Genomic DNA, 22,278 nt, shown 5'->3' with positions numbered 1-22,278 from the left:
TCGTCCTGAGCCAGGATCAAACTCTCCAACAAAACCCTGACTTGCAACAAACAACTGGCCACAACACCCGACGGGATCGAATGCTGCAACCAAACAAACAATTTGGCACAAAACGCCAAACCGAATAAATATAGCTCGACACACTGTTGAGTTCTCAAAAGACACCCGCACCGCAATCACCCAGACTCTCCAAAAAGAGCGGGATCCTGAAGACGGATCGCCTTGACCCACCAAGACAACCACACCGAGAAACTCGGTGAACCACCGGGAGTCACTGTCCGCGGGGCCTGTTGACCGGGCCCCTCAGGGCCCGTTCTGTCCGGCTCACTCGCTGACAGGAAGGAAGTTACGGCACGGTGTCCGGGGCCGTCAAACCGGGGGGTCCCCGGGGCGAACACCAGACGTCGTCCCAGGTCATCGCGGTGTACGGAGGCGAACTCCTGGTTACCGACACCCTCTCACCGGGCGATACCGACGATCACCGATCTGTGTGACGCCGACCACGGTCTCTTCGCGATGGGTTGTCCACGTGGTCTTCTCGGTGGTCGGGCCACCATCCGTTCAGGTCCCGAATCGGCCCGTGACCTGCGCAGTCAGGGTGCGGTCGGGGTGCGCCGCCCTGTGCTCGTCCGGTACCGCCGCGGTCCGGTTCGGGCTGTCGGCCGGGTCCCCGTCCCGCACAGCGACCCATGGTCGCGGTGCAGGTGACCGGTTCCGGCCCACCGTCGACGAGCGGGCCCGTCCTCTTCCGTCGCGAAACAGGTCGTTCACAGCGGAGCGTCGGCGGGGACGACCCCGGGCGATCGCCGGAGCGGTCCCCTCGCGTGCGATCCCGGGCCGGCCGCGTCAGGTGCGGCCGACGGCGCCGACGTCGTCGGCCGCGTAGGGCTCGGCCACGTCGCTCCGGCCCCGTTGGTCCCGGGGGGCTTCGTCCCACCGTTCCGTCTCCCGCAGCTCCGTTCGCGGACGGCGGGTGTTCCCCCCGGATCGGCGCTCGACGGCCCGGGCCACCCACCGATCTTCCGTCACGACGACATGACGACGACCCGTCCGACCTGCGGGGACGACCGTTGGTGTTGTCCGGGCCCGCGTCGTCACCGCATCAGGGGGGTATCTGTGCCCGTTCCGGCGCGTTGGTCCGTCGAGTGCTCCTCGTCGGGTCCTGCAGCGCGTCGGGGGCGAATGCGCGACGCGATCCGACGAGGAGCACTCCCTTTCCCCCTCCCCACGCGCGGCGACACCGGTCGGCGTCGCCGCGCGTACGGGGTCACGGAGCGGCGGGCGCGGCCGGAGCCGCGGGCGCCGCGGGAGCGGCGGACGACCCCGGAGCCGCGGGAGCAGCAGGGGCCGCGGGAGCGGCCGGAGCAGCGGCACCGCCCTGGCGCGGAGCCGTCGCACCCGGGGCCGTGGCACCCGGGGCGGCGCCCGGAGCGGGCGGCGTCGGGGCCCCGGCCGGCGGCGCGGGCGGGGTGGCGCCGTCACGACCCGGTCCACCGGCCGGACCGCACGCACCGGGACCACCGGGGCCACCAGGACCGGCACCGTCGGGTCCGCGGCCCGGACCACCGGCCTCACCACCGGGGCCACCGGGGCCACCGGGGCCACCGGAGCCACCGGAGCCACCGGAGCCATCGGGTCCGCCGGGGCCACCGGAGCCACCGGGTCCGCCGGGGCCACCGGGGCCGCGGCCGTCGGCGGCGACCGCCGTGCGGGCGTGACCGTCGCCCGGTCCGGCGAACGCGGTCCCGACGATCAGGCCGCTCGCGGTGGCCCCGACGACCAGACCGATCACGCCGGCCGCGACCGCGGGCAGCGCGGACCGGCGTCGCAGGGCGGCGAACCGGCGTGGGCGCGGAGGGTCACCCGCGTCGGAGGCGGCGGCCACCGTCCCCCCGCCGTGCGCGCCGTCCCGGACGTGCGGGGTCGGGGTGTGGGCGGTGGGGGTCTCGTCGGCGGGGACCGGGGGCTGCCGTTCGGTGGGGCTGTCGTCGTCGCGGGGGGTGCGGTTCTCGTCGTTCATGGTTCTCCTCGGACAGTGCCGTACCCGGACGAGGGCAGCGGCGGGTCGCGGACCGCCGGACGGCGGACCGCTGGGTGTCGGGTGGGCTCAGCCGGTGGGAGGCCGCGCGGCGTCGACGACGTCGCGGGCGGCGGACGTCGTCGCGGGCAGCAGCTCCGACACCGAGTCGACGATCCGGCTGCCGCCCAGGGACTGCGCGAGCGCCGTCACGGGGGCGAGCGCGTCGGCGCTCACGACCGCGGGGACCACCCACGAGACCAGCCAGATCACCAGCAGTGCGGTCACGGCACCGGTGACGGCGCCGACGATGCGGTCCAGGAAGGACAGCTTGCCGCGGGCGAGCACCCGGCTGACCAGTCCGCCGAGGAACCCGCCGATCAGCGAGCCCAGCAGCAGACCGGCGATCACCCCGACCAGGCCCCACAACCAGGCCGAGTCGGGGGTGTCGCCGTAGCGGGCCAGGTTCGAGCCCCAGGCCGCGCCGAGGCCGGCACCGACCACGAGGCCGAGCAGGCGCCCGGCCCGGGCCACGCCGCCGAGGCGGCGGAACCCGCCGATCGCGGCGGCCACCACGATGATCAGGACGATCACGTCGAGCAGTGTCATCTCTTCCTCTCCGCGCCGCGGGCCGGGCGGCCCGTCGTCTCGGTGTCCGACACGACAGTGCCCGCGGTACCTGAGACGGACCTGAATCCGGCGGGTCCTTCAGCTCCCCCTCAGCCTTGCGGCGCACCCTTGTCCCCGTGAGCACACGCCAGGACGACGACAGCCGCGGCCCCACGACCCGGGTCCTGGTGCTCGAGGACTCCGACGCCATCCGTGAGTCCGTCGTGGACGCGCTGGCCGACGCCGGGCACGTGACCGAGGGCGTCGTCGACGGCGTCGCGTTCGAGGAGCGGCTCGCCGCGTTCCGGCCGGACCTCGTCGTCCTGGACGTGATGCTGCCCGGCGGGCGAGACGGGTTCGACCTCATCGACGTCGTGCGCGGGCACGGGGACGCCGGGATCGTCATGCTCACCGCGCGCGACGCGCTGGCCGACCGGCTCCGCGGGCTCGACGCCGGCGCCGACGACTACGTCCTCAAGCCGTTCGCGCTCGACGAGCTCGTCGCCCGGGTCGCGGCGGTGCTGCGCCGACGGGGCAGGCTGCCGTCCGCGGTGCAGGTGGGCGACCTCGTCCTCGACCCGGACGCCGCCGTCGCCTCCCGCAGGGGGACGGTGCTGGAGCTGTCCGCGACCGAGCTGCGGCTGCTCACCTACCTCGCCGAGCAGCGCGGACGCACCGTGTCCAAGGCGCAGATCCTGCGCTCGGTCTGGGGCTACGACGCCTACGATCCCAACCTCGTCGAGGTCCACGTGTCGGCGCTGCGCCGCAAGCTGGAGGCGCACGGCCCCCGGCTGCTGCACACCGTGCGGGGTCTCGGCTACTCGCTGCGCGGGCCGTCGTGAGTGCCGCCGCGCAGGCCCGCACCGCCACCCCGTCGCTGCGCCGCCGGGTCACCGCCGCGGTGCTCGGGGTGGTGGCGGTGCTGCTGGTCCTGGTGGTGGTGCTCGTCGACGTCCTGCTCGGGGCCCGCCTGGAGTCCGATCTCGACTCCCGGCTGCGGGACCGTGTCGTGCAGGCCCAGCAGCTGATCGCGGCGGGCGCCACCCCGGAGGAGCTGGTCACCGGGCTGTCCGGCCAGCAGATCCGGATCAAGGTGACCACCGCGGACGGGGAGGTCATGGGCGACCCCGGACTGAACCCGCCCGGCACCCCGCCGCCGGGCGGCCGGCGGGACCGCGGCCCCGGTGGTGGCCGTGCCGACGACCCGAGCAGCCCGCCGGGCGCCCCGGTCCCGGTCGGACGCCCACCCGTCCCGCCGGACACCGGCAGCCGCACCGTGACCCTCGACGCCGCCGACGGGGCGAAGGTCGAGCTCGTCGCCGACGCCTCCGACGTCACCCAGGTCCGCAACGGCCTGCGCGCGGTACTGGCCGGATCGGTGCTGCTGACCCTGCTCGTCGCGCTCGGTGCGGTGTCGTTCGTCGTGCGGACGGCGCTGCGTCCGCTGGACCGGATGACCGCGCTCGCCGGGCGGATCACCGCGGGCGAGCGCGACGCCCGGCTCCGGCCCGACCGCCCGCACACCGACCTCGGCTCCGCGGCGGCGGCGATGGACGGCATGCTCGACGCCCTCACCGACGCCGAGCGGCGCTCCCGGGAGGAGGCCGAGCGGACCCGGGTGTTCCTCGCCGACGCCGCGCACGAGCTGCGGACCCCGCTGTCCGGGATCACCGCCGTCGCCGAGACGCTGGAGCGGTCCGGGCCCGACGCCGACCCCGCCCGCCGCACCCGGCGCCTGGAGCTGCTGCTCGGCGAGACGCGCCGGGCCGGGCGGCTGGTCACCGACATGCTCGACCTGGCCCGCATCGACGGCGGCACCGCGGTGGCACCGCGGGAGGTCGACGTCGCCGGGATCGCCCGCGCCGAGGCCGAGCGGGCCGCGGTCCTCGCGCCCGGGCTGACCGTCGACGGCCGCGGGGAGCCCGCCGCGGTGCGCGCCGACCCGCAGGCGGTGTCGCGGATCCTCGCCAACCTGCTCGACAACGCGCGGCGGCACACCCCCGACGGCGGGCGGATCGAGGTCGTCACCCGGACCGACCGGACGGCCGGGACCGTCTCGGTCTCGGTCCGCAACACCGGCACCCCGATCGCCGACGGCGACCGCGAGCGCGTCTTCGACCGGCTCGTCCGGCTCCAGGACGCCCGCGACCGGGACAGCGGCGGTGCCGGGCTCGGCCTCGCGATCGCCCGCGGCCTGGCCCGCGCGCACGGTGGCGACCTCACCTGCCCGCCCGACGACGACGGCGCCACCTTCGTCCTCACCCTGCCCGTGACGGGCCCGGACGGCACCGGCGGACTACCGTCGTGACGTCACGCAACCGTCAGTCCGCCGTCCAGTACGACATCGTCCGATCCGGGAGGCCGCGGGTGACCGAGGAACCGCGGATCCCCCGGGGCCTGGTGACGGCGTCGAGCCTGGCCTGGCGCGGTCTGCTCGTCGCGACCGCCGTCGCCCTCGTGCTGTGGCTGATCGCGCAGCTCGCGGTGCTGGTCGTCCCGGTGGTGCTCGCGCTGATCCTGACCGCGCTGCTCGCGCCCCTGGCCCGGGTCGTGCACCGGGTGCCGCTGGTGCCCCGCGGTCTGGCGACGGGTGTCGTCGTCGCGGGCGGGCTGGCGGTGGCGGTCGGGGTGCTCTGGTGGGCGGTCGCGGCGTTCCTCGACGGGCTGCCGAGCCTGTCGGCGAGCATCGGGGAGACGGTCGTCGCGCTGCGGGACCGGCTGGCCGGGCCGCCGTTCCGGCTCGACGACACCCAGCTCGCGGCCGTCTTCCAGTCGTTGCTCGACACGCTGCAGCGCAACCAGGCCGCGCTGGCGAACAACGTGATCGGCGCCCTGGGGACCGCGGGCGAGCTGGCCGCCGAGACCCTGCTCATGCTGTTCGTGCTGATCTTCCTGATCCACGACGGGGCGCGGATCTGGCGGTTCGTCCTCGGCGCGGTGCCGCAGCACGTGCGCCGACGGGCCGACGTCGCGGGCCGGCGGGCGTTCGCATCGCTGGTCGGCTACACCCGGGCGACGGTCGTCGTCGCCGCGGTCGACGCGGTGACCGCCGCGGTCGGCCTGTGGGTGATCGGGGTCCCGCTGGTCGTCCCGCTGGCCACGCTGATCTTCTTCGGCGCGTTCGTCCCGACCGTCGGCGCCGTCGTCACCGGGATCGTGGCGGTGCTCGTCGCGCTCGCGTCCGGCGGCTGGGTGGACGCACTGCTCGTGATCGGCCTGCTCCTGATCGTGCAGAACGTGGAGGGCTACATCCTGCAGCCGCTGCTGCTGGGCCGGTCGGTGCGGCTGCACCCGCTCGCGGTGGTGCTGCCGATCAGTGCCGGGCTGATCGTCGGCGGGGTGCCCGGGGCACTGCTCGCGGTGCCGCTGGTGACCCTCGCCGACGCCGGTGTCCGCTCGCTGCGCCGGCCCGGCGACGGGACGCTGCGTGATGCGGGCACCGTCGACCCGCTGGACCCCCGATCGGCGCGGCCGCTGCGCCGCGAGGGCCCCGGGCCCGTCGCGCTCCCCGGTCCGGTCTGATCCGCAACTCGGATCCGGGTTTCGAGACACGGCGCACCTCGCAGGTCAGCGCGGTTTGTCCGGGAAGGCGATCGGCTATTCCCGGGGTGCCTCGCTCGACGAACGGAGGACGACGTCATGTCATCGATCGGGTCCGACGCACGCCGGCTGAACGGGTTGCACCGGGTCAGCAGCCTGCTCGTCGGGATCATGCTCCTGGTGTTCGGGGTGCTGGGCTTCACCGACAACCTCGACTTCTTCTCCACCACCGGGTCCCCGGTGCTGGGGCTGTCCACGAACCTGCTGCTGTCGACCGTCTCGGTGGTCGTCGGCGCGGTGCTGGTCGGCGCCGCCGTCCGGGGCGGCCGGCTCGCCTCGACGGTCAGCGTCACCGTCGGCGTGCTGTTCCTGCTGTCCGGCGTGGTCAACGTGCTGCTCATCGGCACGCCGTACAACCTGCTGGCGTTCCGGATGCCGAACGTCGTGTTCAGCCTGCTCGTGGGCCTGGTGATGCTGGTCCTGGGCGCCTACGGGCGGTTCAGCGGGCGGCTGCCCGCGGACAGCCCCTACGCCGCCGAGCAGAAGCACGACGTCGACGCGCAGGGCGGCGACGACCGCGACCAGCGGCTGCCGCACGGCGCCGCCGACGTCGCCGCGGCCCGCTCGCTGGCCGACACCGAGCGGCTCGTCGCGAACGGCGGCGGCACCGTGGAGCAGCGCCGCATGCTGGCCGAGGTCGACGCGATCCGCGACACAGGTGAGCGCCGCGACGCGTGGAAGGCCCGCACCGAGCGCGGCGGCACGCCGGCGTGACCACGGGCCGCACGGCACCGGACCGGGACACCGCGCCGGTGCCGTCCGGCGTCGCGCCCGAGCCGGTCACCCCGGACCCACCCGCACCGGTCCGGCATCCGCTGCTGCACCAGTACTGGGCCGACGTGGTGTTCCTGCACTGGCGGGCCGACCCCGCCGCGGTGGCGCCGCTGCTGCCGCCCCGGACCCGTCCCGACGTCCACGACGGCGCCACCTGGATCGGGCTCGTCCACTTCCGGATGCGACGGCTGGGCTTCGGCCCGCTGCCCGGCCTGCCCTGGATCGGCAGCTTCGCCGAGACCAACGTCCGGCTGTACTCGGTGGACGACGAGGGCCGCCGCGGCGTGGTGTTCCGTTCCCTCGACGCCGACCGGATGCTGCCCGTGCTCGCCGCGCGGGGTGTCGCGGCCCTGCCCTACGACTGGTCGCCGTCGACGGTGTCGGGACGGGTCGCCGAGGGCGAGGAGATCGCGTACTCCTCGGTGCGGCGCTTCCCCGGCCCGCGCGGTGCCTCCGCCCGGACCCGGGTGCGCACCGGCGCCCCGCTGACCGTGCCGGGCGACCTGGAGCACTTCCTCACGGCGCGCTGGGCGCTGCACACCCGGCGTCCACTGGGCACGGTGCGCTGGCGCAACGACCATCCGCGCTGGCCGCTGCACCGCGCCGAGCTGCTCGACCTCGACGAGGACCTGGTCGCCGCGGGCGGTGCCGCGCCGCCGTCGGGGCCGCCGGACAGCGTCCTGACCTCACCCGGTCTACCGGTGCGGTTCGGCGGGTGGCGCCGGGTGCGCGCGGTCCGCTGAGGGCGCGTGGCCGCACGCGCGCAGCGCGCCCCGGAGGAGCGCGGGCCGGGTCGGGGGTACGGTGAGGCGTTCCGCGCCCCGGGTCTCCCGGGGCGCCGACAGACGGCCCGTCGCGGGCCAGGAGTTGATGTGACCGAACTGGAGCCGACGACCGGCGACGCGACCGTACTTCCGGACGCGCCGGCCGTGGTCGACCGGCGCTGGACCGACGCCCCCTGTGCCGCGCTCACCGTCGGCACCGACGGCTCCGTGCTGCAGGCCAACGATGCCGCGCGCGCGCTGCTGCCCCGGGCCCGCACGGGGGACCCGTTGTCCCGGGTCGCCCCGTGGCTGGCCACCGCGGGCGGCACCGACCGCGGCGCCCCCACCGCGTTCTCCGACATCGTGGACGGCCGCGCGCTGGAGGCCCAGCCCGTCCGGCACGAGGACGGCTCGGTCACCTGGTGGCTGATCGACGTCACCGACGTCCGGTCGATCCGCGACGAGCTGCACCTGGAGCAGGCGCGCGCCGCGTTCCTGTCCGAGGCGTCGGCCGCGCTGCTGGGATCGCTGAACCTCGACCGCTGCATGGAGGTCTCCGCCCAGCTCGCCGTGAACAGGCTGGCCGACGGGGCGCTCGTGATGACCCCGGGCACCCGCGGCCGGTTCCAGATCGTCGACGCCGTCGCCGGCGGCTCCGTCCGGCACCGGGCGCTGCGCATCGACCCGGACGAGGTCCCCGGCCTGGCCGAGGCCCTGCAGGGCTTCCCGCCCGTCCCGTCGCGCTGGATCGACCCCGCCGTCGCCCCCGCCTGGGTGACTCCGGACGGGTTCGGCGAGGTCGGCTCGATCGTCGTGACCCCGCTGCCGGGCCACGGCATCCCGGCCGGCGCCATCGTGCTGCTGCGCCGCGCCGACACCGGACAGTTCAGCGAGGGCGAGGAGGCGACCGCCCGCGAGTTCGCCGCCCGCTCCGGTCTCGCGATGTCCGCGGCCCGCATGTTCGCCCAGCAGGCCTCGATCACCGAGACCCTGATGCGCGACCTGCTGCCGCCGTCGCTGCAGCACGTCTCCGGGGTCGAGTTCGCCGGCGGCTACCGGCCCGCACAGGACTCCGAGCGGGTCGGCGGCGACTTCTACGACGTGCACCCCGGCGCGGAGGGTTCCGACGAGACCCTCGCCGTGCTCGGGGACGTGTGCGGCAAGGGCCTGGAGGCGGCCGTGCTCACCGGCAAGATCCGCAGCGCGGTGCACGCACTGCTGCCGATGGCCGGTGACCACCTGCGGCTGCTGCACCTGCTCAACAACGCGCTGCTCTCCGACGACCACGCCCGCTTCGTGACGCTGGTGCTGGTGTCGGTGTCGCGCAGCGGGGCGGACGTGCGCGTGCGGATCACCTGCGCGGGCCACCCGCCGCCACTGATCATCCGCGCCGACGGCCGCGTCGAGGAGGCCGCGACGCTCGGCACGCTGATCGGGGCGCTGCCCGAGATCCACGCCTCGACCTGGGAGACCCGGCTCGGGCCCGGCGAGACCTGCCTGCTGTTCACCGACGGCATCACCGAGGCCCAGGGCGGCCCGCTCGGGCGCGACCAGTTCGGTGAGGAGCGCCTGCGCCGCGCGGCCGCCGAGTGCGCCGGGATGCCGGCCGAGGCCGTCGTCGAACGGGTGCAGATGCTCGCCACCGAATGGGTGGGTCGCAACCCCCACGACGACATGGCCGTCCTCGCGGTCACCGCTCCGCGCGGCCGCCACCTCACCGCGGTGGGTGGGTCGGGCCGGGGCAGGTACACCGCATGACGGCCGAGCGCTACACCGACCTGCTCTGGGACGCGGTGCTGCGCGGCGACGAGTACAGCGCGGTCGACGTCGTCGTCGACGCGCTGCGGGACGGCCTGGAGGCCGAGGCCGTGCTGCTCGAGGTGATCGGCGCGGTGCAGCAGCGGGTCGGGCTCGAGTGGGCGGCCAACCGCATCTCCGTCGCCCAGGAGCACGCCGCCACCGCGATCAACGAGCGCGTGATCAGCACGCTGTCGCTGACCGGCGGCCGGCACGGCGGCGGTCGCGGCCGGGTGACCGTGGCCTGCGTCGACGGCGAGTGGCACGCCCTGCCCGCCCGGCTGCTGGCCGAGGTGCTGCGGCTGCGCGGGTTCACCGTGGACTACCTGGGCGCGCAGGTCCCCGCGGCGCACCTGATCACCCACCTGCACCGGACCGGCCCGGACGCGGTGGCGCTGTCGTCGTCGATCGCGACCCGGCTGCCGACCGCGCACGCGACGATCACGGCCTGCCAGGCCGCGGGTGTCCCGGTGATCGTCGGCGGCCGGGCGTTCGGCACGGACGGCCGCTACGCCCGCCTGCTCGGCGCCGACGCCTGGGCACCGGACGCGCGGGCCGCCGCGCGGACGCTCGCCGACGGGCTGCCCGCCCCGGAGCACCCGCACGCCCAGCCGATGGACGACCTGCCGCACCTGTCCGACCAGGAGTACACGCTGGTCACCCGCAGTGCCCCACGGCTGGTCGCGACGGTGCTGGACCGCCTGCCCGAGCGCGTCCCGGCGATGGCAGGCTACGACGACGCCCAGCGCCGGCACACCGCCGAGGACGTCCGGCACATCGTGGAGTTCCTGTCCGTGGCGCTCTACACCGGCGACGCCGAGCTGTTCGAGCAGTTCCTCGGCTGGACCGCCGAGGTGCTGGAGGCCCGGTCGGTGCCGGTGGCCGTCCTGCGGCCGGTCCTGGAGCTGCTCGGCGAGGAGCTGCGCGACTTCACCCGGGCGTCGGCGCTGCTGCGGCACGCGACGACGTCCCCGGTGCTCACCGGTGGCGTGGACACGCCCGGCCCGGCCGGGGCCGTCGCCGAGGGCGCCGACTCCACGACACTGCACCGAACCGGAAGGCCCGCATGAGCGACCCGCGAGAGCTGACCCTCACCTGGACCAGCCCCGCGCCGGACCTCGCGACGGTCGCGCCGGCCGGCCACCTCGACTACGCCACCTCCGACGCGCTCACCGACGCCGTCGCCGCGCTGCTGGCGGACCGGCCCGGCCTGCGCGAGCTGCGGATCGACTGCGCCGGGATCGAGTACTGCGACTCCTACGGTCTGTCGTCGCTGCTGATGGTCCGGCGGCGGACCCGGGCCGCGGACGTCGAGCTGCACCTGGACAACCGCGTCGGCTCGCTGGAGCGGCTGCTGCGCGTCACCAACACCCTGGAGCACCTGGCCGGGGCCGACGGGCCGGCCCGCGAGCAGAAGCTCGACACCTGAGCGGACCGGCCGTCGTGGTCACCCCCGGTCGCGCAGCACGGGCAGGTTCGCCTCGATCGTCGCCCGGTCCGGCTCCAGCCACGGCGGCAGCTTCAGCGCGCGGCCGAGTTCGAGCAGCGGCTCGTCGACGGTGAAGCCGGGCTCGTCGGTGGCGATCTCGAACAGCACACCGCCGGGCTCGCGGAAGTAGATCGAGGTGAAGTACTGCCGGTCGAGGATCTCGGTGACCTCCAGGCCGCGGGCCACCAGCTCGGTGCGCCACTGCTGCTGGGTCGCCCGGTCCGCCACCCGGAACGCGATGTGGTGCACCGTGCCGCCGGCCTGCACCCCGTGCCCGTCGACGCCGCCGAGCACGTCCACGGCCGTCGCGGTGTCCCCGGTGGTGCGGAAGCGGCTGCGGGCGCCGTCGTCGCCGGTGTGGGTCATGCCGAGGTCGGCGAGCATCCGCTGGGTCGGTTCGAGGTCCGCCTCGGACAGCGTGACCGCGTGCAGGCCGCGCACCGCGTGCTCGGCGGGCACGTTCCCGGCGCCGTCCCAGCCCGAGCGGGTGTCACCGGGCGCGGCGACGAGGTCGATCACCAGCCCGTCGGGGTCGCGCAGGGTCAGGACCTCCTCGGCGCCCGTCGACGCGTCCCGGGTGCGGGGGTCGTCGGCGTCGACACCGAGCGCGGCGAGGTGGGTCTGCCACCAGCCCAGCGACTCCGGCGGCACGCCGAACGCGGTGGCGGTCGTCAGGCCGGCGCCCTGGCGGCCGGGCTCGACGTCGGGCCACGGGAAGAACGTGAGGATGGTGGCGGGGCGGCCCGCCCCGTCGCCGTAGTAGAGGTGGTGGACCTCCGGCGCGTCGAAGTTCACCGTCCGCTTCACCAGCCGCAGGCCGAGCACGGTGGTGTAGAAGTCCACGTTGCGCTGCGGGTCCCCGGCGATCGCCGTGACGTGGTGCAGCCCGTGCGGGGTGACGGTCGTTCCGGGGGTCATCGCATCGCTCCTCGGGGTGGCGGCTCGCCACCGGCTACCCGTTCCCGGGCCTGCCGACGCCGGACATGAAACCCGCCCGGCCGGGGTACCCGGGGGTCATGACGACGCCCGAGAAGGACCAGCGCGAGCAGGACGAGCGCACGAGCCACCCGGTCCCGACCGCGCAGAGCGACACCCCGGTCGACGAGACCCCCGACGGCGACGGCGTCCACCTCGCCGCCCAGCCCGTCGAGGACGACGACCCCCGCACTGCGGCGTCCTGAACCACGCACCCGTCACGGAAGGACTGCACAGAACCATGGCCACGATCCGTTACACCGTCCCCGGCCTCGAGCGCGGCGACGCCGAGCAGGTCGTCGACATCCTGCAGCACCGCCTGCACGCCCTGAACGACCTCCAGCTCACGCTCAAGCACGTGCACTGGAACGTCATCGGCCCGAACTTCATCGCGGTGCACGAGATGCTCGACCCGCAGGTGGACGCGGTCCGCGGGTTCGTCGACGACGTCGCCGAGCGCATCGCGACCCTGGGCGGCTCGCCCAACGGCACCCCCGGCGCGCTGGTCAAGGACCGCACCTGGGACGACTACTCGATCGGCCGCGACCAGGCGATCGCCCACCTCGGCGCGCTCGACGTGGTCTACACCGGGGTCATCTCCGACCACCGCACCCAGATCGAGAAGGTCGGCGCGCTCGACCCGGTGACCGAGGACATGCTCATCGCCCAGGCCGGCGAGCTGGAGCAGTACCAGTGGTTCGTCCGGGCGCACCTGGAGAACGCCGACGGTTCGCTGAACACGCAGGGCAACACGGGTGAGGCGGGCGCGGCCGACGCCGCGCGCTGACCCATCCGGCCGTTCGGCCCCCGAGGCCCGGTCCCGCCGTCGTGCGGGTCCGGGCCTCCGTCGTCTCCCGTCCGATATGACCGGAAAGGTCGGATCGTGAGAGGTGTCGGCGTCGTACGTCCACGTCGAGGGGAAACCGTGATCGTCCGCTACCTACGGGAGCACACAAGTCCTCCCGTCCTCGTCACCTCGGCCCTGCCGGCGGTGGCGTTCGTGCTGTGGGGGGTCGTCTCCCCGGCATTGCTCGGGGCGGTCGCGGAGTCGGTGAACGCCTGGATCACCGGCACGCTCGGCCGGCTCTACATCTTCGCCGCGACCGGCTTCGTGGTCTTCGTGATCGTGCTGACGCCCTCGCGGTACGGCCGGGTGGAGCTCGGCCCGTCGGACTCGACAGCACCGAGCCCGAGCCCCACGACCCGCTGCTCTCGGAGACGGCGGTGGCCGAGTTCGCGACGACCCGGACCGCGCCGTCGGACTCCGGCGGGGAGCGTGCCGGCCGCGACCAGGGCTGACCTCGGCGCCCGAACGGGGCCGGCTCAGTCCGAGCCGGCCCCCTCGGCGGCGCCCACCCACAGGGCCATCGCCAGCGTCGGGCCCCACTCGTGCTCGGCCTGGCCCGGGGCGGGGCGGGCCTGCTCGCGGGAGCGGCGCAGCCGCACCACGAACGGCCCCTCGAAGGGCTTGCGGGTCAGCAGGTCCACCCGGTCGCCGAGCCGGACGTCGTGCGCGTCGAGGAAGCGGAGCACCTCGGGGTCGGTGTCGTCGACACGCACCAGGGTGCCGCCCTCGCCGTAGCGCAGGTCCGGCAGCCGGCGGGCGTGGACCACGGGAATCGTGCCGTCACGGGCCGGGATGGGGTCGCCGTGCGGGTCGAACCGCGGGTGCCCGAGCCGGGTGTCGATCCGGTCGAGCAGCCGGTCGGAGACGGCGTGCTCGAGCGCCTCGGCCTCCTCGTGCACCTCGTCCCACGCCAGGTCCAGCTCGGTGACCAGGAACATCTCCAGCAGCCGGTGCCTGCGCACCACGGCGAGCGCGGACACCCGCCCGGCGGCGGTGAGCGTGATCCCGGCGTAGCGGGCGTGGTCGACCAGCCCGGCGTCGACGAGCTTGCGCACCATCCCCGACGCCGACGGCGACGACACCCGCAGCCGCTCGGCCAGCGCGGAGACCCCGACCGACCCCTCCCACCGCTCCGAGAGCAGGAAGATGGTCTTCAGGTAGTTCTCCACGGACTCCGAGAGGCGCTCCGCGCTCATGCCCACCACGGTATCCCGGCGACGGCGGCTCAGGCGTTCCCGGCCGCGCAGAGCCGCGCCAGCAGGCCGGGGTCGACCCGCGAGCCGAGCGCCCCGCTCAGCGTCAGCCCGTTCACCGCGGCGGCCAGCAGGGCGCGCCGGTCTGCGTCGTCGGGCAGGAGCCGGGCGGCGGCCGCGTCGAGCGCGACGTCCCACCGGTCCAGCTCACCGCGCAGGTCCGGGCGCCGCGCGGCCAGCAGGAACAGCTCGTACTCGGCGATCGCGGTGACCCGTTCCCGGCGGGCGCAGTCCTCGACGAGCGCGACGAGGTCGCCGGGGACGGTGACCGCGTCGAGCCGGGCGATCCAGCGGTCGTTGACCGCGGTGAGCGTCGCGACCAGCAGCGCGTCGACACTGGGGTGGTAGTAGAAGACCGCGCTGGGCGGCACGCCGGCCTCCGCGGCGACCGCCCGCTGACTGACCGCGGCGACCCCGCCCGCGCCGACCAGCCGGAGCGTGGCCTCGACCAGCTCGCGACGGCGCCGGTCCCCGCGGCGGCGCCGGCCGTCGGCCTCGGGCGTGTCCCGTCCCGCCGCATCAGGCATGCGCGGTCGCGCCGCCCAGCTCCAGGGCGAGCACCCCGGCGATCACCAGCGCGATCCCGCCGAGCTGCACCCAGGTCAGCGACTCACCGAGGAAGAACACCCCGATCAGCGCGACGAGCGCCACCCCGGCCGCGGCCCAGGTGCCGTAGGCGATCCCGAGCGCCATCCCGCGGCCGAGCGCCTGGGACAGCGACCAGAACGCCAGCCCGTAGCCGATCACGGTGATCATCGACGGCACCAGCCTGCTGAAGCCCTGCGAGAACCGCAACGCCACCGTTCCGGTGACCTCGGCGCCGATCGCGAGCGCGAGCCATCCCCACATCGCCGGGCTCCTCCCCCTCTGTCCGTTCCTCGCCCACATTGTAGAGCGTTCGCTCAGGTTTCCCGCCACCTGGACGACCGAGCACGAAATGGTTGTCATTGGCTTACGGTGGATCCTCGTGACCACGCAGAGCAGTCGGACGACCGCGCCCGGTTTCCCCGCACCCCGCCGTCCCCGCGACGACGGCTCCGTCGCCGCCGTCGCGACCCGCCTCGTGGCCCTGCGACGACGGCTGGAGCGCACCGACCTGCGGCCCGCCCCGGACACCGACGCCGCGTTCGGCGAGCTCGTCGGGCTCTGCTGCTTCCCGCCCGTCGGCTGTACCGAGGGCGTCCTGGCGCGGATCGCCCCGCACTCGGACGCCCTGCGGACCCTCGCCGCGACCGGCGAGGGTCACATGGAGCACCACTGGGCGGACCGGATCGCCGCCGCCCCCGACCCCCGGGCCGAGCTGGACCGGTTCCCCTACCTGGGCAACTACCACGACCTCGTCCGGCTGGAGCTCGCCGCGCTGACCGCCGTCGGGCTGTCCGCGCCGCGGCGCGTCGTCGTGCTCGGGTCGGGGCCCCTGCCGCTGACCGGCATGGTGCTGGCGACCGGGCACGGCGCGCAGGTGCTGCACGTCGACCGGGACCGAGCGGCCGCCGCCGCGGGGGACGCGGTCGCCGCCGCCCTCGGGGCGGACGGGCGGGTCCGCAGCCTGGTCGCCGACCTCGACGACCCGCAGCTGTCCCCCGCGCTCGCCGACGAGCTGGGCCGGGCCGACCTCGTGCTCGTCGGGGCCCTGGTCGGTGCGGACGCCGCCGCCAAGGCCGCGATCACCGCCCGGCTGGCCACCGCGACCGGGCCCGGCACGACCCTGCTCGTGCGGTCCGCCGCCGGGCTGCGGACGCTGCTGTACCCGGAGATCGTCCCGGCCGACCTGCCCGCGCTCGACGTGCTCCTCGAGGTGCACCCGCGCACCGACGTCGTCAACTCCGTCCTGGTGGCCCGCGCCGCCACGTGAGGTGCGTCGCCCCGGTGGTTCGGAGCGCCTCCGGCCGGGCAACCGGGCCCCGACGAGGGGCGCGGCGACGCGCCGGAGGACGACGGACCGAGGAGGTCGGGTCATGATGCGGACGACGGGCGGGTTCTCCCGGCCCTACACCCCGGTGCAGCCGGTCGCGGCGGCGTTCGCCGCGGCGTTCCTGCTGGTCGGAGCCCTGGGATTCGTCCCGGGCGTGACCTCCGGCGAACTCGCCGTGCTGCCCGGTGCGGGTACCGCGGTGCTCGGCGGGCTGCTGCCGGTCTCGGTGCTGCAGAACGTGCTGCACCTCGTCACCGGCCTGGCCGGACTGGCCTGCGCGCGCTCCGGTGCCGCGTCGCGGGTGGTGCTCGTGGCCGGCGGCGCCGTCGCGCTGCTGAGCGCCGCCGTCACCATGGACGCCGTGGGCGCGGCCCTGGTGGTCGTCGCCGTCGCGATGGTCGGCTGCGCGACGCTGCTGCGCGGCCGTCCCGTGGTTCGCCCGGCCCGCCGCGGAGCCGCCGCGGTCTGAGACCTGGACGGGGCGTGGCCCCCGTGGTCCGATGGCGGTGTGTCCGACACACCGTCCGCCGGGACCCCGGTCACCGGACGACACCCCGACCACGGCCACGACGCCGAGGTCGGTGACCCGGTGTGCTGGCTGGACCGGCTCTGCCCGGACTGCGGGGCGATGCCCTCGCCCACCGACGACGGCGGGCCGCCGCCGACCTGCTGGCGCTGCGGCGCCGCCGTCACGCACCCGTCGGGCTTGCGATCGCCTGACGATCGCACCGGGCCCGGCACCGGGGTCGACGGGACCGGCCCGGATCCGGTGGAATCGCCGTCATCATGAGCGAACACGGCCGGACCCGGGTGCTGCTGGTCGACGACGACGTCCGGATCGGGCGCGCGCTCGGCCTCGCCCTGGGCGACGAGGGCGTCGACGTCGACGCGGTGCACACCGGCGAGCAGGCCCTGGTCGGCGCCGCCCGCCCGGGCGTCGACCTCGTGCTGCTGGACCTCATGCTGCCGGGCATCGACGGCCTCACCGTCTGCCGGCGGCTGCGCGAGAGCGGGGACCTGCCGATCATCATGGTGACCGCGCGCTCCGACTCCGCCGACGTCATCGCCGGGCTGGAGGCGGGCGCCGACGACTACGTCACCAAGCCCCTGGTGGCCGGGGAGCTGGCCGCCCGCATCCGGGCGCTGCTGCGCCGCCGGCGTCCGACCCCGGCGGCACCGCGCCGGATCACCGTCGGCGACGTCGAGCTGCGCCCGGACGAGGGCACCGTGCTCCGCGACGGCGCCCCGGTGCACCTGACCCGCACCGAGTTCCGGCTGTTCGCCGAGCTCGCCGCGGCGGGCGGGCGGATCGTGACCCGCGACGAGCTGCTGTCGCGGGTGTGGGGCTACGAGTACCACGGCGACACCCGGCTGCTGGACGTCCACGTGCGACGGCTGCGGCGCAAGGTCGAGCTCGACCCGGACCGGCCGGTCCTCGTGCTGACCGTGCGGGGCGCCGGGTACAAGGCCGGCGACGCCGGACCGGACGCCGCACTACCGGGCGCCGCCCCCGTCTCGGGCCACGGCGGGTGAGCGGGCGCGGCAGGATGCGGTCCGTGCTGGACCGACTGCCGCTGGGCCGGCTTCCGCTGCGTCACCGGGTCGGCGTCGCGTTCGCCGGGGTGTCGCTGGTGGTGACCGGGCTGTTCGCGACGGTCACCTGGAACCTCGCGTCGTACTACCTGGTGGAGCAGCGGGTGGAGAGCGCGACCCGGCAGCTCGCGGTGAACCTCCAGCTCGTCGAGCGGGCGATGGCCGACACCGCCGACGTCGGCGGCCTGGACGACCTGCTGACCGGCCTCGCGGGCACCCCGGACACCACGGTCGCGCTGCGCCGCGGCGGCGCCTGGACGACCAGCGGCCGCGAGGTCGACCCCGACGTGCTGCCGGCGGGGGTGCTGGCGCTGGCGGAGAACGGGACCGGGGCGCGGCAGCGGGTGATGGTGGCGGGGATGCCGAGCGTCGTCGTCGCGGCGCCGATGCCGGGCGGCGACGTGTTCGTCGAGGTCTTCCCGATGCAGCGGCTCGACGCCAACCTGAGGTTCCTCAGCGCAGTGCTGTTCACCGGGGTCGCGGTGAGCGCCCTGCTCGGGCTCGCGCTGGGGCAGTGGGCCGGGCGGCGCGCGCTGCTGCCGCTCACCGCCGTGACCCGGGCCGCGGCGCGGATCGCCGGGGGCGACCTGACCGCTCGGCTGCCGTCGAGCACCGACGCCGAGCTCGCCCCGCTCGTCGCGACCTTCAACCGGACCGCCGACGACCTGCAGCAGCGGGTGTCGCGCGACGCCCGGTTCGCCGCGGACGTCTCGCACGAGCTGCGGTCGCCGCTGACGACGCTGGTGAACGCGACCGCGGTGCTGACCCGGCGGCGCGACGAGCTCGCGCCGACCGCGCGGGAGGCGGTCGAGCTGCTCGACGGCGAGATCCAGCGTTTCCGCCGGATGGTCCTGGACCTGCTGGAGATCTCCCGCAGCGACACCCTGCAGCGCGAGGACGGCGAGCTCGGCGCGCTGGTCCGCGGGCTCGTCGCGGTCCGCGGCGGGGAGCACGTCCCCGAGGTCGACGCCCCGGAGCCGGTGACCGTGCGGGTCGACCGCCGCCGCCTCGACCAGGTCCTGGGCAACCTCCTGGACAACGCCGACGCGCACGGCGGCGGCGCGCTGCGGATCGGCGTCGCGCCCCGGGGCAGCAACGCCCGGATCGAGGTCGACGACGCGGGCCCCGGCATCCCGCCCGAACAGCGACTGGCGGTGTTCGAGCGGTTCGCCCGTGGCACCCTGGCCGGCAGCCGCGGCGACGGCGGCGGCACCGGCCTCGGCCTGTCCCTGGTCGCCGCGCACGTGCGCCGGCACGACGGCCGGGTGTGGGTGGAGGAACGACCCGGCGGCGGGGCCCGGGTCGTCGTCGAGCTGCCGGGGGTGGACACGTGAGGACGCGGCTGTGCACCGTCGTGCTGGGTCTGCTGCTCCTCGCCGGGTGCGGGGTGACCCTGGAGGACGAGCCGGAGCCGCTGGACCCGGCCACCGGGACGCCATCGCCGACGCCGACGGTCACCGTGCTCCCGCCGCAACCGACTACCGGCGGCGGCGCCGGCGCGGGTCCGACGCACAGCTGATGCAGGTGTCCGCGGCGGGCAGCGCCTCCAGCCGCTCCGCGGCGATCGGACCGCCGCAGACGGTGCACCGCCCGTAGCCGCCGTCCGCCATCCGGTCGGCCGCCCGGTCGAGGTCCTCGCACTCCCGCTCCGCCGCGGCGAGCAGGCCCTGCAGCTGCGCGCGCTGCACGGCGATGGTGACGCCCTCGGGATCGTGCTCGTCGTCGTGGCTGGTCAGGGCCTGCTGGTCGGCGAGGGCGTCCAGCTCCCTGCGCAGCGACGCCACCCACTCGCGGGCGTGCGCGCGGGCGGAGGCCAGGGCGGTGGGGTCCACGAGACCAGGATGCGCCCCGGCAGACTGTCGTGGTGCCCCTGTCGCGTCCCGTGTCCGGTGTCGGTGTCGTCCTCCAGCGCGACGACGGCGCGGTCGCCGTCGGGCACCGCGTCACCGCCGGGGAGACCCCGAGCTGGTCGTTCCCGGGCGGGCACCTGGAGGGCGGGGAGCCGGTCGTCGCGGCCGCGCTGCGGGAGCTGGCGGAGGAGACGGGCGTCGTCGCGGCGACGGGGACGCTGTTCGCGGTGTGCATCCGGCTCGACGGCGCGGGGGTGACCTTCGCGGTGCACGTGCCCGCACCGGCCGGGGCGGAGCTGCGGGTGACCGAGCCGCACGCGATCGACGCCTGGACCTGGGCCGATCCCGACGCGCTGCCCGCCCCGGTGTTCGCCCACACCGCCGCCGTGCGCCACGCCCGGCGCTCCCCGGGTGTCGCCCTCGACGGCTGGGAGCTGCACCGGGTCGCGCACTGAGCGAGCCCCGTCGATCAGTGCATCAGCGCTGTCCGGCCGGGCGTGGACGACACCGAGGTACTGATCGATCCGGATCGGGCATCCGGGACCCGGCCCCCACCGACTCCGCGAACTCGCGGGTGCGCCTGCCCTGCACCGCCGGCGCGGCCGCGAGCCGTCGGAGGTGGTACCGGGCGGGAGCTGCCACCGGCCGTCGACGAAGCCCCACTCCAGCCAGCGGCGCTCCGTGCAGCGCAGGTGGTGCCGCATCGGGAGCGGACGCCCCCGCCCGTCGCGGTCGGACCGTCCGGTCCGGACGAACCCGTGGCGTTCGTGGAGGGCCAGCGCGGACGGGTTCTGCTCGTTGACATCCGGCTCCACCTGCGCGGAGTCCGTCGGTGGCGGCGGCAGATGCGGACGAGCTCGGGGTGGTCGGCGGGGGTGCGGCGCAGACGGTCGGGCGGTTGTCGTCGCTCACGGGGGCAGGGTGGCGGGGCTGTCGGGCGGGCGGCGGACACCGGCCCCACCGTCACCGACCGCATCAGGCCGGTAACGCAGAGCACGAGGATGACGACCACCTGCATGCGTTCCGGTCACCCCACCGGTACGGACGCTCCCCGACCCCCGAAGAGCGCGAGGCCGTCGATGTCGACGCAGGAAACCCCGGCCGGGACGAAACCGGACGGCAACCCCCTCCTCGGGTGCGGCTGCCTCGTCGTCGTCCTGCTGCTCATCGGCGGCCTCGCGGCCTCGTGCCTCGGCGGGTCCGACGAGCCCGCCGACCAGGCGCTGCCCACCGCGGCTCCGCCCACCACGACGGTCTCGGCCCCACCGACGACGGTCCCGTCGACCTCTGCCGGGAGCGTCCCGCAGCCGGCCCCCGCACCCGTGCAGCCGGCCGTCGACCGCGACTGCAGTGACTTCGGCTCCCAGGCGGAGGCGCAGGCCGCTCTCGTCCCGGGAGATCCCGAGCAGCTCGACCCCGACGACGACGGCCAGGCCTGCGAGAACCACTTCGCCCGGCTGACCCGGCCGGAGGTCGACGTCCCGTCCCCGCGCGCGCCGTCGGACGACGACGGCAGCAGCGGAGGGACCAGGCCCCGGACGGGCGACTCCGGGCACCCCTGCCTCCCCGGGGAGCGCGACGGTGACAAGGACGGCTACTGCGGCGAGTGACCGGGCACGTCAGCTCGCGGACCCGACGGGAACCTGGTCAACCTGTTCACATCGGACGACCCGGGGGCCAGGACGACGATCGCGGCCGACCAGACGGAATGACCGCGATCGCGCCGGGGTTCGGACCGTCCGTCCGTACCCGTCACCGGACAGTGGAGGCGAGCCCGTCGTGACCGACGCGATCCTGCAGCGCAACAAGGACAACGTCCGAGCGTTCTACGACCTCATGTTCAACCGGTGCCGCCCGGCCGAAGCCCTCGACCGCTACGCCGGGGAGACCTACATCCAGCACAACGTCCACGTCGCGGACGGCAAGCGGGCCTTCGTCGACTACTTCGAGCGGATGGCCGCGGAGTACCCGGGGAAGCACGTGCGGTTCGTCCGCGCGATCGCCGAGGACGACCTGGTGGTGCTGCACTGCCACCAGACGTGGCCGGGCGGTGACGACTACGCCGGCATCGACATCTTCCGCGTCGACGACGACGGCCGGATCGTCGAGCACTGGGACGTCCTGCAGGTCGTTCCCGCCACCTCGGCGAACGACAACGGCATGTTCTGACCGGGCCTCGCGGGAGCCCGGTGGCCGCCGGCCGGATGCAGCAGACTGTGCCGGGCGTTCTCCCTCACGCGCCGTTCACTCGCGCGCCGAGTCGTCTGAGCCTCCTGGAAACCTTGCCCGCCATGGAGGACTGGAGGAGCGACCTGCTCCGTTCTCCCGACGACGCTCGCGACGCCGTCGTGTGGAAGCTCGACGAATACACCGTCCGCCGCTGCGCAGCCCACAGGTCCGAATCTGCTCGGCCTGGTCAAGCACCTGACGAACTGCGAACTGGTGTCGTTCGCACGCACCGTCGGTTGACCTGTCGATTGTGGGCCCCCGGGGGATCGAACCCCGAACCCGCGGATTAAAAGTCCGCTGCTCTGCCGATTGAGCTAGAGGCCCCTGACCGCCCCCGGACACGCCGGGCGTGGCCCACCACCGGATACCCCCGGCCGATCGCGGCGAACCAGAACGGCACTTTACCGTCTGCAACCGCCGATCTCGTCGTCGCGACACCGTCACCGTGTCGGGTGTCGCAGCTGCACCCACTCGCCCCTGCTGCGACCGGGCCGGATCCCCTGGCCCGGAAGGGATCCGGCAGTCGTGGGACGCCGCCCCGCCTCGGTGGCTCCGGGAGCCGGTCA

At 75.1% G+C, this 22,278-nt stretch carries 24 protein-coding genes, 1 tRNA gene and 1 pseudogene; 18 read left to right on the top strand and 8 right to left on the bottom strand.

Features of this window, described 5'->3' with window-relative positions; all coding sequences use genetic code 11:
- Positions 1 to 1,267 precede the first annotated feature (1,267 nt).
- On the bottom strand, positions 1,268 to 2,020 hold the full coding sequence (locus WHI96_RS03255; protein ID WP_345641499.1) for a hypothetical protein: 753 nt from the start codon (positions 2,018 to 2,020) through the stop codon (positions 1,268 to 1,270).
- Between the two features lie 87 nt (positions 2,021 to 2,107).
- A complete protein-coding gene (locus tag WHI96_RS03250; protein WP_345641496.1) occupies positions 2,108 to 2,626 on the bottom strand; it encodes a CvpA family protein in 519 nt (172 codons plus the stop codon).
- Positions 2,627 to 2,763: 137 nt separating this feature from the next.
- On the opposite strand from WHI96_RS03250, the gene WHI96_RS03245 reads away from it, so the two are divergent.
- The 8 genes from WHI96_RS03245 to WHI96_RS03210 all read left to right on the top strand — a co-directional run bounded on the left by WHI96_RS03245 (position 2,764) and on the right by WHI96_RS03210 (position 10,990).
- A complete protein-coding gene (locus WHI96_RS03245; RefSeq protein WP_345641493.1) occupies positions 2,764 to 3,468 on the top strand; it encodes a response regulator transcription factor in 705 nt (234 codons plus the stop codon).
- Positions 3,465 to 4,934 carry a sensor histidine kinase gene (locus WHI96_RS03240; RefSeq protein WP_345641490.1) on the top strand — a complete coding sequence of 490 codons (1,470 nt, stop codon included), beginning with the start codon at positions 3,465 to 3,467 and terminating at the stop codon, positions 4,932 to 4,934. The genes WHI96_RS03245 and WHI96_RS03240 overlap by 4 nt, the downstream gene beginning before the upstream one ends.
- A gap of 59 nt (positions 4,935 to 4,993) precedes the next feature.
- On the top strand, positions 4,994 to 6,148 hold the full coding sequence (locus WHI96_RS03235; protein ID WP_345641486.1) for an AI-2E family transporter: 1,155 nt from the start codon (positions 4,994 to 4,996) through the stop codon (positions 6,146 to 6,148).
- A gap of 117 nt (positions 6,149 to 6,265) precedes the next feature.
- Entirely contained in the window at positions 6,266 to 6,940 is a 675-nt protein-coding gene (locus tag WHI96_RS03230) for a DUF4383 domain-containing protein (RefSeq protein ID WP_345641484.1), read from the top strand.
- Complete coding sequence (locus WHI96_RS03225; protein ID WP_345641481.1) at positions 6,937 to 7,743, top strand: YqjF family protein; 807 nt, start codon at positions 6,937 to 6,939, stop codon at positions 7,741 to 7,743. Before WHI96_RS03230 ends, WHI96_RS03225 begins: the two co-directional genes overlap by 4 nt.
- Positions 7,744 to 7,872: 129 nt before the next feature.
- A complete protein-coding gene (locus WHI96_RS03220) occupies positions 7,873 to 9,522 on the top strand; it encodes a PP2C family protein-serine/threonine phosphatase (protein ID WP_345641478.1) in 1,650 nt (549 codons plus the stop codon).
- Positions 9,519 to 10,631: a cobalamin B12-binding domain-containing protein gene (locus WHI96_RS03215; protein WP_345641475.1), complete on the top strand. Its 1,113-nt coding sequence runs from the start codon at positions 9,519 to 9,521 to the stop codon at positions 10,629 to 10,631. The genes WHI96_RS03220 and WHI96_RS03215 overlap by 4 nt, the downstream gene beginning before the upstream one ends.
- Positions 10,628 to 10,990 carry an STAS domain-containing protein gene (locus tag WHI96_RS03210; protein WP_345641472.1) on the top strand — a complete coding sequence of 121 codons (363 nt, stop codon included), beginning with the start codon at positions 10,628 to 10,630 and terminating at the stop codon, positions 10,988 to 10,990. The genes WHI96_RS03215 and WHI96_RS03210 overlap by 4 nt, the downstream gene beginning before the upstream one ends.
- Before the next feature lie 18 nt (positions 10,991 to 11,008).
- Here WHI96_RS03210 and WHI96_RS03205 read toward each other — a convergent pair whose 3' ends face one another.
- Entirely contained in the window at positions 11,009 to 11,968 is a 960-nt protein-coding gene (locus tag WHI96_RS03205; RefSeq protein ID WP_345641469.1) for a ring-cleaving dioxygenase, read from the bottom strand.
- A 98-nt stretch (positions 11,969 to 12,066) separates the two neighbouring features.
- Between WHI96_RS03205 and WHI96_RS03200 the strand changes: the two genes are divergently transcribed.
- From WHI96_RS03200 to WHI96_RS03190, 3 genes and pseudogenes are all read left to right on the top strand, one after another.
- Complete coding sequence (locus tag WHI96_RS03200; RefSeq protein WP_345641466.1) at positions 12,067 to 12,231, top strand: hypothetical protein; 165 nt, start codon at positions 12,067 to 12,069, stop codon at positions 12,229 to 12,231.
- Positions 12,232 to 12,266: 35 nt separating this feature from the next.
- Positions 12,267 to 12,812, top strand: coding sequence for a Dps family protein (locus tag WHI96_RS03195; RefSeq protein ID WP_178374752.1), 546 nt, complete (start codon positions 12,267 to 12,269; stop codon positions 12,810 to 12,812).
- A gap of 96 nt (positions 12,813 to 12,908) precedes the next feature.
- A pseudogene (locus WHI96_RS03190) lies at positions 12,909 to 13,145 on the top strand (hypothetical protein); the annotation flags it as partial.
- A gap of 203 nt (positions 13,146 to 13,348) precedes the next feature.
- On the opposite strand, the gene WHI96_RS03185 reads toward WHI96_RS03190, so the two are convergent.
- From WHI96_RS03185 to WHI96_RS03175, 3 genes are read right to left on the bottom strand one after another with little or no spacing between them, the layout of a single operon-like run.
- Positions 13,349 to 14,068, bottom strand: a complete 720-nt coding sequence (locus WHI96_RS03185; protein ID WP_345641460.1) for a metal-dependent transcriptional regulator — start codon at positions 14,066 to 14,068, stop codon at positions 13,349 to 13,351.
- A 29-nt stretch (positions 14,069 to 14,097) separates the two neighbouring features.
- Positions 14,098 to 14,652, bottom strand: coding sequence for a TetR/AcrR family transcriptional regulator (locus tag WHI96_RS03180; protein WP_345641457.1), 555 nt, complete (start codon positions 14,650 to 14,652; stop codon positions 14,098 to 14,100).
- Positions 14,645 to 14,974, bottom strand: a complete 330-nt coding sequence (locus WHI96_RS03175) for a DMT family transporter (RefSeq protein ID WP_345641454.1) — start codon at positions 14,972 to 14,974, stop codon at positions 14,645 to 14,647. Before WHI96_RS03175 ends, WHI96_RS03180 begins: the two co-directional genes overlap by 8 nt.
- 118 nt (positions 14,975 to 15,092) lie before the next feature.
- Between WHI96_RS03175 and WHI96_RS03170 the strand changes: the two genes are divergently transcribed.
- From WHI96_RS03170 to WHI96_RS03155, 4 genes are all read left to right on the top strand, one after another.
- On the top strand, positions 15,093 to 15,980 hold the full coding sequence (locus tag WHI96_RS03170; RefSeq protein ID WP_345641451.1) for a nicotianamine synthase family protein: 888 nt from the start codon (positions 15,093 to 15,095) through the stop codon (positions 15,978 to 15,980).
- Between the two features lie 103 nt (positions 15,981 to 16,083).
- Positions 16,084 to 16,509: a DUF4383 domain-containing protein gene (locus tag WHI96_RS03165; protein ID WP_345641448.1), complete on the top strand. Its 426-nt coding sequence runs from the start codon at positions 16,084 to 16,086 to the stop codon at positions 16,507 to 16,509.
- 317 nt (positions 16,510 to 16,826) lie between these two features.
- The gene (locus WHI96_RS03160) at positions 16,827 to 17,573 is read left to right on the top strand and encodes a response regulator (protein ID WP_345641445.1); all 747 of its coding nucleotides are present in this window, start codon (positions 16,827 to 16,829) and stop codon (positions 17,571 to 17,573) included.
- Positions 17,574 to 17,587: 14 nt separating this feature from the next.
- Complete coding sequence (locus tag WHI96_RS03155; RefSeq protein ID WP_345641441.1) at positions 17,588 to 18,967, top strand: sensor histidine kinase; 1,380 nt, start codon at positions 17,588 to 17,590, stop codon at positions 18,965 to 18,967.
- 144 nt (positions 18,968 to 19,111) lie between these two features.
- Here the strand turns inward: WHI96_RS03155 and WHI96_RS03150 are convergent, their stop codons facing one another.
- Positions 19,112 to 19,465: a TraR/DksA family transcriptional regulator gene (locus tag WHI96_RS03150; protein WP_345641438.1), complete on the bottom strand. Its 354-nt coding sequence runs from the start codon at positions 19,463 to 19,465 to the stop codon at positions 19,112 to 19,114.
- Positions 19,466 to 19,497: 32 nt separating this feature from the next.
- On the opposite strand from WHI96_RS03150, the gene WHI96_RS03145 reads away from it, so the two are divergent.
- From WHI96_RS03145 to WHI96_RS03135, 3 genes are all read left to right on the top strand, one after another.
- A complete protein-coding gene (locus tag WHI96_RS03145) occupies positions 19,498 to 19,938 on the top strand; it encodes an NUDIX domain-containing protein (protein ID WP_345641435.1) in 441 nt (146 codons plus the stop codon).
- Between the two features lie 624 nt (positions 19,939 to 20,562).
- Positions 20,563 to 21,093: a hypothetical protein gene (locus WHI96_RS03140; RefSeq protein WP_345641432.1), complete on the top strand. Its 531-nt coding sequence runs from the start codon at positions 20,563 to 20,565 to the stop codon at positions 21,091 to 21,093.
- Positions 21,094 to 21,262: 169 nt separating this feature from the next.
- Positions 21,263 to 21,652 (top strand): nuclear transport factor 2 family protein, encoded by a 390-nt coding sequence (locus WHI96_RS03135; protein WP_345641429.1) that lies wholly within the window; start codon positions 21,263 to 21,265, stop codon positions 21,650 to 21,652.
- Between the two features lie 311 nt (positions 21,653 to 21,963).
- Here the strand turns inward: WHI96_RS03135 and WHI96_RS03130 are convergent.
- Positions 21,964 to 22,036, bottom strand: a tRNA-Lys gene (locus WHI96_RS03130).
- Positions 22,037 to 22,278: the final 242 nt, after the last annotated feature.

This window comes from Pseudonocardia tropica, assembly GCF_040105315.1.
GTDB classification, from domain to species: Bacteria; Actinomycetota; Actinomycetes; order Mycobacteriales; family Pseudonocardiaceae; genus Pseudonocardia; species Pseudonocardia alni.
This window is presented reverse-complemented; position numbering and strand designations above follow the sequence as displayed.